Source organism: Rhizobium viscosum (assembly GCF_014873945.1).
GTDB classification, from domain to species: Bacteria; Pseudomonadota; Alphaproteobacteria; order Rhizobiales; family Rhizobiaceae; genus Rhizobium; species Rhizobium viscosum.
Genome location: NZ_JADBEC010000001.1, coordinates 2,016,042 through 2,029,078, shown reverse-complemented (window position 1 = coordinate 2,029,078; position 13,037 = coordinate 2,016,042). Strand labels below are relative to the sequence as shown.

The 13,037-nt window shown below is 60.6% G+C and carries 11 protein-coding genes; 5 read left to right on the top strand and 6 right to left on the bottom strand.

Annotated elements, in window-relative coordinates; genetic code table 11:
* Positions 1-19: 19 nt before the first annotated feature.
* A complete protein-coding gene (gene mtgA / locus H4W29_RS10055) occupies positions 20-757 on the bottom strand; it encodes a monofunctional biosynthetic peptidoglycan transglycosylase (RefSeq protein ID WP_192728793.1) in 738 nt (245 codons plus the stop codon).
* A 134-nt stretch (positions 758-891) separates the two neighbouring features.
* Between mtgA and H4W29_RS10050 the strand changes: the two genes are divergently transcribed.
* Positions 892-1,806, top strand: a complete 915-nt coding sequence (locus tag H4W29_RS10050) for a polyprenyl synthetase family protein (RefSeq protein WP_192728792.1) — start codon at positions 892-894, stop codon at positions 1,804-1,806.
* 56 nt (positions 1,807-1,862) lie between these two features.
* Here H4W29_RS10050 and ispG read toward each other — a convergent pair whose 3' ends face one another.
* From ispG to H4W29_RS10035, 3 genes are all read right to left on the bottom strand, one after another.
* The gene (gene ispG / locus H4W29_RS10045) at positions 1,863-3,110 is read right to left on the bottom strand and encodes a flavodoxin-dependent (E)-4-hydroxy-3-methylbut-2-enyl-diphosphate synthase (protein WP_192728791.1); all 1,248 of its coding nucleotides are present in this window, start codon (positions 3,108-3,110) and stop codon (positions 1,863-1,865) included.
* Between the two features lie 95 nt (positions 3,111-3,205).
* A complete protein-coding gene (locus H4W29_RS10040) occupies positions 3,206-4,399 on the bottom strand; it encodes an MFS transporter (RefSeq protein WP_192728790.1) in 1,194 nt (397 codons plus the stop codon).
* A 59-nt stretch (positions 4,400-4,458) separates the two neighbouring features.
* Positions 4,459-5,235: a DeoR/GlpR family DNA-binding transcription regulator gene (locus H4W29_RS10035; protein ID WP_192728789.1), complete on the bottom strand. Its 777-nt coding sequence runs from the start codon at positions 5,233-5,235 to the stop codon at positions 4,459-4,461.
* 210 nt (positions 5,236-5,445) lie between these two features.
* On the opposite strand from H4W29_RS10035, the gene H4W29_RS10030 reads away from it, so the two are divergent.
* The 4 genes from H4W29_RS10030 (at position 5,446) to H4W29_RS10015 (ending at position 8,785) form a co-directional block, all read left to right on the top strand.
* Positions 5,446-6,315, top strand: a complete 870-nt coding sequence (locus H4W29_RS10030) for a DMT family transporter (RefSeq protein WP_192728788.1) — start codon at positions 5,446-5,448, stop codon at positions 6,313-6,315.
* A 155-nt stretch (positions 6,316-6,470) separates the two neighbouring features.
* Positions 6,471-7,244, top strand: a complete 774-nt coding sequence (locus tag H4W29_RS10025; protein ID WP_192728787.1) for an amino acid ABC transporter substrate-binding protein — start codon at positions 6,471-6,473, stop codon at positions 7,242-7,244.
* A gap of 102 nt (positions 7,245-7,346) precedes the next feature.
* Positions 7,347-8,027, top strand: a complete 681-nt coding sequence (locus H4W29_RS10020) for an amino acid ABC transporter permease (protein ID WP_192728786.1) — start codon at positions 7,347-7,349, stop codon at positions 8,025-8,027.
* Entirely contained in the window at positions 8,024-8,785 is a 762-nt protein-coding gene (locus H4W29_RS10015; protein ID WP_192728785.1) for an amino acid ABC transporter ATP-binding protein, read from the top strand. Before H4W29_RS10020 ends, H4W29_RS10015 begins: the two co-directional genes overlap by 4 nt.
* A gap of 43 nt (positions 8,786-8,828) precedes the next feature.
* Here H4W29_RS10015 and H4W29_RS10010 read toward each other — a convergent pair whose 3' ends face one another.
* Together H4W29_RS10010 and pyc are read right to left on the bottom strand one after the other, a co-directional pair.
* Positions 8,829-9,401 carry an NADPH-dependent FMN reductase gene (locus tag H4W29_RS10010; protein ID WP_192728784.1) on the bottom strand — a complete coding sequence of 191 codons (573 nt, stop codon included), beginning with the start codon at positions 9,399-9,401 and terminating at the stop codon, positions 8,829-8,831.
* A gap of 168 nt (positions 9,402-9,569) precedes the next feature.
* Positions 9,570-13,034 (bottom strand): pyruvate carboxylase, encoded by a 3,465-nt coding sequence (gene pyc / locus H4W29_RS10005; protein ID WP_192728783.1) that lies wholly within the window; start codon positions 13,032-13,034, stop codon positions 9,570-9,572.
* Positions 13,035-13,037 lie beyond the last annotated feature (3 nt).

Here is a 13,037-nt window from a genome sequence, read left to right as displayed (position 1 = left end):
CCAACGACAAGTTCTGATATCAATCATAGATACACTTGATGTAATCGCCCGAGCCCTGCGCCCGCCGTTCGATGAGCGATGCAAGCCTGCGTAGCCCTCGCTCGGGTTTTCCGGCATTGCGATCGATCGGGTTCGGCAGCGAAACCGCAAGCAACGATGCCTGGCGGCGCGTAAGCTTCGAGGCAGGCACCTTGAAGTGATACTGTGCCGCTGCCTCGATGCCGTAGATGCCTGGCCCCCATTCGGCGATATTGAGATAAATCTCCATCAGTCGCCGCTTCGACCAGACGAAGTCGGAGCCGACGGCCAACGGCAGTTCCAATCCCTTGCGGATGAAGGAGCGGCTGTTCCAGAGGAAGAGGTTCTTCGCCGTCTGCATGGGAATCGTGCTGCCGCCGCGCGTCTCCTGGCCCTTCAGCGTGTCTTCGACCAGCATACGCATCTCGCCCCAATCGACACCGCCGTGAAAGCAATATTGCCCGTCTTCCGACATCATCACCGATTGCACGAGCACCGGCGCAACATCATCGATCGACACCCACTGCCGGTCGTAACCGCGCAGAAGCATGAGATCGCGCAGCATCAGCGTCGAAATCGGATGGATGAAGGGCAGCAGATAGACAAAGATCAGCACATAGGGCAAAAGCAGCACGGCCAGAACGGCAAGAACAATGCGTTTCAGCACCTGGCGGTCTCCAAGCCAACGCCGGTGAACCGGCGCCTCGACGCTTTCCTCTGTCTGCGGCGCTATATCCAATGTCCCAGTCCGATTTCGCCCTGGTCGTTGTCATACCGCCTGAAAACCCGCATTGCCAGAGTGCAGCGGAAATCTTGACACGATGATCGACAATTCCGTTGCCAGCAGCCGTTCTGCCGTGCCAAAGAGCGCGCATGGACGCCAAACGGGAAACATTCGAGACACGGTTGAAAAGCAGTGCCGCCGAGATCGAGGCGCTGCTCGATCTCCTGCTCTCTCCTACCGAGCTGTCCGACGAGATCGCCCGCCCCGACCTCTTGCGTAGCGCCATGCACTACGCCGTCCTGAATGGCGGCAAACGCCTGCGCCCCTTCCTTGTCGTGGAAAGCGCAGCACTTCTCGGCGGCAACAGACAGGCCGCGCTTCGCGTCGGCGCGGCACTCGAGTGCATCCATTGCTATTCACTCGTTCACGACGATCTGCCGGCTATGGACGACGACGACCTGCGCCGCGGCAAGCCGACCGTACACATCAAATTCGATGAAGCGACCGCTATTCTGGCCGGCGACAGCCTGCTGACCTATGCCTTCGATATCATCGCCGCGCCGGAAACCGACCTGCCGGACCGCAGCAAGACGGAACTTGTTCTGGCGATCGCCCGCGCCGCTGGCCTCGGCGGCATGGCCGGCGGACAGGCCCTTGATCTTGCAGCGGAAACGCAGGCGCCCAATGAGGCTGGCATCATTCGCCTGCAGGCGATGAAGACGGGCGCGCTGATCCGCTTCGCCTGCGAGGCCGGCGCCATCATTGCCGGCGCGTCTACCGAAGACCGGCAGCGCCTACGCCGCTTCGGCGAAAAGATCGGCCTCGCCTTCCAGCTTGCCGACGATATTCTCGATCTGACTTCCGATATCAAGACGATGGGCAAAGCGACCGGCAAGGATGCTGCCCGCGGCAAGGGAACGCTCGTGGGGCTTCACGGTATGGAATGGGCAGACAAACAGCTGCGCCGGCATGTCGAGGATGCGGAAGAGCTGCTGGTCCCCTATGGTGAACGCGCCGCATTGTTGATCACCGCGGCCCACTTCATAGCCGAACGCAAGAGCTGAGACAGAGCAGAGCCACCATCCAACCCTGCTGCAGCAGGCCACCGAAAGCGGAGCAGTTACTCCGCCGCCGTCTTCTGGCCGAATCGCTTCTCGATATAGTCGATAACCAACGCCTCGAAATCCGAGGCGATATTTGGGCCGCGCAGCGTCAGGGCCTTCTTGCCGTCGATGAAGATGGGCGCAGCCGGCGTCTCGCCGGTGCCGGGAAGCGAAATACCGATATCGGCATGTTTGCTCTCGCCAGGGCCGTTGACGATGCAGCCCATGACCGCGACATTGAGCGCTTCAACACCCGGATATTTTTCCCGCCAGACCGGCATGTTCTTTCGGATGTCGTTCTGGATGTTCTGCGCGAGCTCCTGGAATACCGTCGAGGTCGTACGCCCACAGCCGGGACAGGCCGCGACGACGGGCACGAACTGGCGGAAACCCATGACCTGGAGCAGTTCCTGCGCCACCTGAACCTCGCGGGTGCGGTCGCCATTCGGCTCCGGCGTCAGCGAAATGCGGATCGTATCGCCGATGCCGTTCTGCAGCACATAGCCCATCGCGGCCGAGGACGCGACAATGCCCTTGGTGCCCATGCCGGCTTCGGTCAAGCCGAGATGCAGCGCGTGGTTGGAACGTTCGGCGAGCATGGAATTGACGGCGATCAGGTCCTGAACCTGGCTGACCTTGGCCGACAGGATGATACGGTTGCGCGGCAGGCCGATCTCTTCGGCGAGTTGTGCCGACAGCAGCGCCGACTGCACGATCGCCTCGCGCGTCACCTGCCGGGCCGAAAGCGGCGATCCCTCGGCCTGGTTTTTGTCCATCAGCTGCGTCAATAGTTCCTGGTCGAGCGAGCCCCAGTTGACCCCGATGCGCACCGGTTTGTTGTAGCGGATTGCCATCTCGATGATTTCGGCGAACTGCTTGTCCTTCTTGTCCTTGAACCCGACATTGCCGGGATTGATGCGATACTTCGCAAGCGCTTCGGCACAGGCCGGGTGATCGGAAAGCAGCTTGTGGCCGATATAGTGGAAATCGCCGATCAGCGGCACGTCCATGCCGAGGCGCAGCAGGCGCTCGCGGATCTTCGGTACGGCGGCAGCACTTTCGTCGCGGTCGACGGTGATGCGCACCAGCTCCGAACCGGCGCGATGGAGTGCAGCCACTTGCGCAACCGTGGAATCCACATCCGCCGTATCGGTGTTCGTCATGGATTGCACGACAACCGGCGCACCACCGCCGACGATGACACCGCCGACATCGACGGCAACGGAAGCGCGGCGCGGTTTCGGATCGAAATCGAAAGCAGACATGAAGAGCTCTTACACCCGGAAAACAGAGCCTTTCAGGTGGATCAAGCCCGCGAGCTTGTCAACCGCCCCGCATATCACTTTTGTTTGGATGCGGCTCAATGGCCGCCGCCCGAGACCCCGTCGGCATAATGTGCGAGCCTGGAGAATGCGAGAACCACGAGCAGGAGCACCGGCAGCGCCATGAAGACGGCCGCAAAGCCCACATGCTCGGCCACGAAGCCGATAATCGAAGGCGCCACCAGCATGCCGGAATAGCCCAAGGTCGTGACGACAGAGATGCCGATGCCGGGCTTCAGGCCGGGGATGTTGCCCGCAGCCGAAAAGGCGATCGGCACCATGTTCGAAATACCGATACCGCAAAGCGCGAAGCCGAGGATGGCGATTTCAGCATCCGGCGCAAGGCTTGCAAGCAGCATGCCGGCGATGGCAAAGAGCGTGCAAATGCGCAGTGTCTTGACCCCGCCGAGACGATCGCGGACCAGATCGCCGGCAAAGCGCATGGTCGCCATCGCCGCCGAGAAGGCCGCAAAGCCGAGGCCGGAGAGGGCAACGGACGCACCCATTTCCTGCCTGAGATAAAGCGCTCCCCAGTCGAGGACCGCACCTTCTGGTACCATGCAGAACAGCGCCATGACGCCGAGCAGCCACGGCAGCGGCACCATCGGCAGCTTCGTTTTCTCTTTCTTGGTGTCGGGATGCGGCGGATCGGCCAGGACCATCGGCCAGGCGGCGGCGAGGAAGATGGCGGCCAGCACAGTCGCCAGCTCCGCGTGGCCGAGAATACCGAGCTTGGAGATCACCAGACCGCCAAGGCCGGAGCCGATCAGGCCACCAAGGCTCCAGAAAGCATGGCAGGACGACATGATCGCGCGGCGCATGGATTTTTCTACCGCCACGGCATTGGCGTTCATTGCCACATCCATTGCGCCGATGAAGCCGCCGAACAGAAAGAGCGAAATCGCCCCTGTGATGACGTTGGGAGCCAGCGTCAGCGCCAGAAGCGTGGGCAGCAAACAGACTGCGAGCACCCGCACGACAACGCGTGAGCCATGTTTTGCAATCTGTGCACCGGCGATCGGCATCATGACCAGCGAGCCGAAACCGAAGACGAGGATCATCAGCCCGAGCTCGAATTTGGTAAGCCCAAGCCGCTCGGCGAAATCAGGAATCTTCGGCGCCCAGCAGCCGACGACGAAACCATTCATGAGAAAGAGCAGCGAGACCGCCACTCTGCTCCGGGTGATGAAGCTGCTCCGCACCCTCGGCGCCGCACTCACGTTACTATCCATTTCCTTGTCTTTCCTCTTAATCGGGCTTGCCTGCCCGATCCCCAACAAGTGGAACGGCCTCAGGCCGTCTTGTCCGCGATGATCGTCCGGCACCCGCGTGCACGGTATTTCTCAAGCATGGCGGCATCCGCATCGTGCTCGACGATAAGGCATTCGCAATGCGCGACCGGCAGAACGCTGTGTGGCGCAGCCGTGCCGAATTTTTCCGATGTGGCAGCGACCATGACCCGCTTGCTCCTGGACGTGGCGAACCGCTTGAACTCCGCATCCTCGAAGCCGAATGTCGTCAATCCCGCCTCGATATCGACGCCGCAGGCGCCCAGGATGCAGAGGTCGGGCGCCAGCTGCTCCATGTCCCGCAATGCCTTGGCGCCAAGTGAACCACCTGTCTGGCGATCGACCAGACCGCCGATCAGAATGACATTGACACCCGGCTTCTCAATCAATGCGGCAGCGATCGCCGGAGCATTGGTTGCTGCCGTCAGCGCAAGATCGGCTGGTAGAGCGTTGGCAATCGCCAGATTGGTGCTGCCGGCATCGAAGAATACCATTGTGCCTGCAGCGATTTCCTCCGCAGCAGCGCGGGCCAGCGCCTGTTTCCGCTCAGTGGCAAAGCTCATGCGCTGGGTCAGGCTTCCGTGCGCCGGCGAAATCGGCAATGCTCCGCCATATACCCTCTCGCAGAGCCCTGCCGCCGCCATCTCACGCAGGTCGCGCCGTACCGTATCCTCCGAGACGCCGAATTCGACTGCCAGTTCCGCAGCCAGCACACGGCCATGCGTCTTCAGCCGTTCGGAAATGACAGTCTGGCGCTCGCGCAACAGAAAATCTTGCATGTTTATACCGGATCAATCGTTCATAATCTAAAATCATGCATAAACACTGATGACCGTGCACGCAACATGCACGATCACACGTTTTCTGACGTTATGAAACAAAGCCCCACGACCAGGGCGAAATCTCGCATATTGACCGCCTCCGGGGGCAGGACTATCGATCAGGCATCCCCGATTCCCGCCGGTATCGCCTGCCCCTGGTACATTTCCGTGAAAAACTCCGTCAGCCTGGGCATTCTGCTCACGACATCAGCCTACATGGCGTTCACCTTCCATGATGCGATCGTCAAGGTTTTGACGGCGAGCATTCCCGTCTGGCAGATCCTGTTTTTCCGCAGTCTCACCATTCTCGTCGGCTGCCTCGCCTATGGCCGTGGCAAGTTGGTGCATCAGGCAGTTACCTCACCGATCATCAAGCCGATGATTGCCCGCAGCATCCTGCTGCTTTCCGCCTGGCTTTCCTATTACACGGCAGCAAGCCACCTGCAGCTCGCGGAAGTCACCACGCTCTATTACGCGGCACCTATCGTCGGCACCATCCTCGCCTGGGTCATCCTGAAGGAAGAGGTCACGCCCGCCCGCTGGCTTGCCGTTGGCGTCGGCTTCATTGGAGTGCTTATTGCCTGCAATCCGGTCGGGCTGACCATCTCCTGGTCGGTCTACCTGGCGCTCCAGGCAGCCGTACTCTGGGCCTCCGCCATGGTTCTGCTGCGCAAGACCTCGCTGCATGAGAAGACCATCATCCAGCTTGCGGTTTCCAACGTCTTCTTCCTGACCATGACCGGCATTGCCGTCATCTATACGTGGCAAACCCCAACCCTCACGCAACTCGCCCTGCTCATCGGCACCGGCATCGTCGCCGGCTGTGCCCAGTTCGCCCTTTTCGAAGGCATGCGCCAGGCGCCCGTTTCGGTGCTCGCGCCCTTCGAATATACGTCCCTCGTCTGGGCCTTCATCCTCGGCTATGTGATCTGGGCGGACATTCCCACACACAATGTTGTCGTCGGCGCCGTCATGATCCTCGGCGCGGGTTTCATCATCATCGCCAGCGAAAGATTGCGCCGTCGCGCCACTGCCTGATACCGGTTTCAGTCGAATTCCGGAGCCCAAGCGGCAGCTTGAGAAAAATATTCGCAGTTGCCGCTTTTATTTGCAGTTTTCTACGCTTTCGATGCTGCAATTTTCTGCGATGTATCGACCATCCGAACACAATCTTCCCAAGGATGGATAGAACAATGAACTGGTTGAAAACCGTTGCCGCCGCCGCTCTCATTCAGGCCGCAGCCCTGCTGCCTGCCCACGCCGGCGAAAACCTCGGCGCCATCAAGTCCGCCGGTGTCTTCAAAATCGGCACCGAAGGCACTTACGCGCCCTTCACCTATCATGATGAAAGCGGCAAGCTCGTCGGCTTCGACGTCGAAATCGGCGAAGCAGTGGCCGCGAAGCTCGGCGTCAAGGCTCAGTTCGTCGAAGGCAAGTGGGACGGCCTGATCGCCGGCCTCGACGCCAAGCGCTACGACACCGTCATCAATCAGGTCGGCATCACTGAAGCCCGCAAGCAGAAATACGATTTCTCCGAACCCTATATCGCCTCCAAGGCCGTTCTGATCGTCCGCGAAGGCGACGACAGCATCAAGTCCTTCGCCGATCTCAAGGGCAAGAAGTCCGCTCAGTCGCTGACCAGCAACTTCGGCAAGCTCGCCACGGAAGCGGGGGCCGAACTCGTCGGCACCGACGGCTTCGACCAGTCGATCCAGCTCGTCCTGACGAAGCGCGCCGACGCGACGATCAACGACAGCCTTTCCTTCCTCGACTTCAAGAAGCACAAGCCGGACGCTCCGGTGAAGATCGTCGCCCAGCAGGAAAATGCTGACTATTCCGGCATCATCATCCGCAAGGGCGAGCCGGAACTGCTCGAAGCGATCAATAAGGCGCTCGCCGACATCAAGGCTGACGGCACCTATAAGAAGATCGCCGACAAGTACTTCGGCCAGGACGTTTCCAAGTAAGTCCTGACCGGCGGTTTCGCGCTGCCCCCATATCATTTATAGCTGCATAAGAAAGCGTCCGGCGACCCTTCGCCGGACGCATCTTTTCTTGAGGACACGCCCTTGCCGCACTGGCTCCAACTGATGGCGGAATCGCTCCCCTCGCTCCTCTGGGCTGGGTTGATCTTCACCATCCCCTTGACCCTGCTTTCTTTCACTTTCGGCCTGGTTCTGGGGCTGATCACCGCGATCGCCCGCCTCTTTGGCCCGGCATCCGTTGCAGCCATTGCCCGTTTCTATGTCTGGATCATCCGCGGCACGCCGCTGCTCGTGCAACTCTTCGTCATCTTTTACGGACTGCCCAGCATCGGCATTCTGCTTGATGCCTTTCCGGCAGCATTGATCGGCTTCACGCTGAATATCGGCGCCTATAGCTCGGAGATCATCCGCGCCGTGATCTCCTCGGTGCCGAAGGGCCAGTGGGAAGCGGCCTATTCGATCGGCATGAGCTGGCGCCAGGCGATGAGCCGCACCATCCTGCCGCAAGCCACCCGCGTTGCCGTGCCGCCGCTCTCCAACACGTTCATCTCACTGGTCAAGGATACCTCGCTCGCTGCTGCCATCACCGTGCCGGAGCTCTTCCAGGCCGCTCAGCGTATCGTTGCCACCACCTATGAGCCGCTGATCCTTTATATCGAGGCGGCATTGATCTACCTTGCCCTGAGCTCAGTACTGTCGACGCTGCAGCAGCGGCTCGAACGCCGTTTCGCGCGTTATGGCGGCATGCTGGAGGCAAATGCATGATCGAGCTTTCCAATATCGAAAAGCGCTTCGGCGATGCGGTCATCCTGAAAGACATCAGCATCCGCATCCCCGAAGGCAGCGTCACAGCCCTCGTCGGCCCATCCGGCGGCGGCAAGAGCACATTACTTCGCTGCATCAATCTTCTCGAAGTCCCGACCGCTGGCACCATCCGCCTTGGTGAGGAAACTCTTTCCTTTGCACCCGGTAAACGCACCGGTTGGCAGGCAATTCAGAAAATCCGCCGCCAGACCGGCATGGTCTTCCAGAACTTTCAGCTTTTCCCGCACCAGACGGCGATCGAAAATGTCATGGAAGGTCTGGTCACCGTCCTGAAATGGCCGAAGGAAAAGGCGCGCGAACGCGCCATGGAACTGCTGACCAAGGTTGGTATGGCGCACAAGGTTGATGCCTGGCCTTCGACGCTTTCGGGCGGCCAGCAGCAGCGTGTGGCGATCGCCCGCGCACTTGCCCCTTCGCCACGCGTCCTGCTCTGCGACGAGCCGACGTCTGCGCTCGATCCGGAATTGTCCGCGGAAGTGGTCGATGTGCTGGGCCAGCTCGCCCGCGAGGGCACGACCATGGTCATGGCGACCCATGACCTGAGGCTCGCCTCCAAGATCGCCAACGACGTGGTTTTCCTGGAAGCCGGCAGCGTGGTGGAGACGGGCAGCGCCAGGGCAATCTTCAATGCGCCGGAACGCGAACGCACCAAGCGTTTCATCTCGACGATCAACGCCGCAAATACCTACGATATCTGAGGCCCCGCCGGGACGCGATCATCCCGGCATGCGGAAATTCCGATCAGGCAGACGTGACGACGGCGCGCGCTGCCTTCAACGCATTGCCCCACCAGGTCAGCTGATCGAGCAAGTTCTTGGCGGCTTCGTTCAGATGAGCGTAGTCGCCGAGGCTCTTACCTTCCTTGAGGACAGAAAGATATTCGCCGAACGATATGTGAACGGCCGTCTTGACGGACGCCGCGCTCATTTCGACGAAAATCAGGCGAAGATGCTCAACCGCACGTGCGCCACCGACGCCGCCGTAACCGACGAAGCTGACCGGCTTATGGATGAACTCCCCGAGATCGATCGCGTTCTTCAGAACAGCAGTCGGGGCGTGATTGTATTCGGCGACGGTGAAGATGAAGCCGTCGAATTCGCGCAGCTTCTTCTTCCAGCGCTCGGCGGTTTCGCTCTCCGCCGTCGTAGCGCGCTCTTCGCCGAAGAAATGCATGGGGTAGTCGAGAAGATCCAGAACTTCGACTTCGAGATCAGAACGCTCGCCGACGAGCTCAGCGATCCACTTGGCCGGATGTTCCGCGAAACGGCCAATACGCGTGCTGCCGACGATGACGGCAATCTTCAACTTGCTCATGAGATGATCCCTGACTGGTCTGGGGGGGCGGTGGTAGGAGCTGAAGTCTATGAGAAAACCTCCCCGCCCGGCAAGGCGAGAAGGCCGCTAACTCATAGAAAAATCAGCTTTTTAACGGCCCGATCCTACACAATCGGGTGATCACGATACCGGTCGCCCGTCCTCTGCTCACCCAGCGTAGACGACGAGCAGATCCTTGGCGTCGATCTGGTCGCCGGCCTTGACCAGGACTTCAGAAACGGTGCCGTCCTTCTCCGCATGCAGTGCCGTTTCCATCTTCATCGCCTCGATGGAGACGAGCACGTCACCGGCGCTGACGACCTGGCCCGGTACAACAAAGGCGCGTGATATGACGCCTGGCATCGGCGCTCCGACATGGGTAGCATTGCCCGGCTCCGCCTTGCGGCGGGCAGCCGCGCCTGAAGCGCCGTGCGCCCGATCCGGCACCTTGATGCGGCGCGGCTGGCCATTGAGTTCGAAGAAGACGGTGACCATGCCCTGGCTGTCGGTGCCGCTCATCGCCTGGTTGACGATGACGAGCGTCTTGCCCTTCTCGATATCGGCAAACAGCTCCTCGCCATCGGCAAGACCGTAGAAGTAGGCAGGCGTCGGCAGCACGGAAACCGGACCGTAGGTGTCCGAAGCCAGCGCGAAATCGGTGAAGACCTTCGGATACATGAGGTAGGAGGCGAATTCGAAGTCGCTGACCTCGCGCTCCAGCTTGGTCTCGATCGCCTTGCGCTCCGCATCGAGATCGGCATCGTCAAGCAGTGAGCCGGGGCGCACCGTATAGGGCTGCTCGCCCTTCAAAGCCTTCTTCTGCAACGCTTCCGGCCATCCCGACGGAGGCTGGCCGAGATCGCCCTTCAGCATCGAGACGACCGATTCTGGAAAGGAAACTTCCTTCTCAGCGCTGACCACATCGGCAACCGTCAGGTCCTGGCTCACCATCATCAGCGCCATATCGCCGACAACCTTGGACGAAGGCGTCACCTTGACGATATCGCCGAACATCTGGTTGGCGTCGGCATAGGCCTGCGCCACCTGGTGCCAGCGGGTCTCCAGCCCCAACGAACGGGCCTGTTCCTTGAGGTTGGTGAACTGGCCGCCCGGCATTTCATGCAGGTAAACTTCTGAAGCCGGGCCCTTGAGATCGCTCTCGAAGGCCGCATACTGATTGCGAACCGCTTCCCAATAGAACGAGATGCGGCGAATCCACTCCGGATCGAGGCCCGGATCACGCTCGGAGCCACGCAGCGCCTCGACGATGGAGCCGAGGCAGGGCTGCGACGTATTTCCGGACAGTGCATCCATCGCTGCATCGACAGCATCGACGCCGGCATCCACGGCAGCAAGAACCGTGGCCGCGGCAATGCCCGACGTATCATGCGTGTGGAAGTGGATCGGCAGGCTGGTCGCTTCGCGCAGCGCCTTGAACAGCACCTTGGCGGCGGCCGGCTTCAGGAGGCCCGCCATGTCCTTGAGCGCGATGATATGCGCGCCAGCCTTTTCGAGTTCGACGGCAAGGTCCGTATAATATTTCAGGTCATACTTCGGTCGCGCCGAATTGAGGATATCGCCGGTATAGCAGATTGCCGCTTCGCAGAGCTTGTTCTCCTCGGCGACGGCGTCCATCGACACGCGCATATTCTCTACCCAGTTCAGGCAGTCGAAGACACGGAAAAGGTCGATGCCGCCCTTGGCAGCTTGGCGGACGAAATATTTCACGACATTGTCAGGATAGTTCTTGTAGCCGACGCCGTTCGCGCCGCGCAGAAGCATCTGCAGCAGAAGGTTGGGAGCCGCCTCGCGGATCAGGCCCAGACGCTCCCACGGATCCTCGGTCAGAAAGCGCATGGAGACGTCGAAGGTAGCACCCCCCCAACATTCCAGCGACAGGAGATTTGGCAGTGCATGCGCATAGGTGCCGGCGATCCTGGCGATATCATGGGTGCGCATGCGGGTGGCGAGCAGCGACTGGTGGCCGTCGCGCATCGTCGTATCGGTCAGCAGCACCTGCTTCTGCTCGCGCATCCACTCGCTGAATTTCTTCGGGCCGAGCTGGTCGAGAAGCTGCTTCGTGCCATCGGGGATCTTGCCACCATTTGCATAGGGTACGACCGGCTTGGCGGCATCCTGCGATGGCCGCGGGCGATCCTTTGCCTCGGGATGGCCGTTGACGGTAACATCGGCGAGATAGGTCAAGAGCTTGGTGGCACGGTCCTGGCGCTTGACCTGCTGGAAGAGCTCCGGCGTCGTATCGATGAAACGTGTCGTATAGGAATTATCCTGGAACTTCGGATGCGTGATGATCGCTTCCAGGAAGGTCAGGTTGGTGGCAACACCGCGAATACGGAATTCGCGAAGGGCGCGGTCCATGCGGGAAATGGCTTCCAGCGGGTTCGGCGCCCAGGCCGTTACCTTCACCAGCAGCGGATCGTAGTAACGGGTGATGATCGCACCGGTATAAGACGTGCCGCCGTCGAGGCGGATACCGAAGCCCGATGCGGAGCGATAGGCGGTGATGCGGCCATAGTCCGGAATGAAATTATGCTCCGGATCTTCCGTCGTGATACGGCACTGCAGCGCGTGGCCGTTGAGGCGGATATCCGCCTGCTTCGGCACGCCGGATTCTTCGGTGCCAATGGCAAAGCCGTCGAGGATATGGATCTGCGCCTTGACGATATCGATGCCGGTGACGACTTCGGTGACCGTGTGCTCGACCTGGATTCGCGGATTGACTTCGATGAAGTAGAATTTGCCGGTATCGGCATCCATCAGATATTCGACGGTGCCGGCGCCAACGTAGTTCGTCGCCTGCGCGATCTTCAGTGAATAGGCGGCAAGTTCCTGGCGTTGTGCGTCCGAAAGATACGGGGCGGGCGCACGCTCGACGACCTTCTGATTACGGCGCTGGATGGAGCAGTCGCGCTCGAAGAGATGCACGACATTGCCATGCGTATCGCCGAGGATCTGACTTTCAACGTGGCGGGCACGCTCGACGAGCTTTTCGAGATAGACTTCGTCCTTGCCGAAGGCGGCCATCGCCTCGCGCTTGGCTTCCGTCACCTCGCGGGCGAGATCGGCTTCCGAGCGGATGACGCGCATGCCGCGACCGCCGCCGCCCCAGGACGCCTTCAGCATCACGGGATAGCCGATCGCGGCAGCCATCTTCGCGACTTCTTTCATGTCGTCAGGCAGCGGCTCAGTCGCCGGAACGACTGGAACACCGACGGAAATGGCGAGATTGCGCGCCGCGACCTTATTGCCGAGCTGACGCATAGTATCGGCCCTCGGGCCGATGAAGGTGATGCCTGCAGCATTGCAGGCATCGACGAATTCGGGGCTTTCCGAAAGCAGGCCGTAGCCCGGATGAATGGCGTCGGCGCCGGAAAGCTTGGCGACGCGGATCACCTCGTCGATCGAAAGATAGCTTTCGATCGGCCCGAGGTCGCGGGAAAGATGGGGGCCGCGGCCGACTTGATAGCTCTCGTCGGCCTTGAAGCGGTGCAGCGCCAGCTTGTCTTCCTCAGCCCATATCGCGACCGTTTTTATTCCGAGTTCATTGGCCGCGCGGAAGACGCGGATGGCGATTTCGGAACGGTTGGCGACAAGGATCTTCGATATGGGCAATGT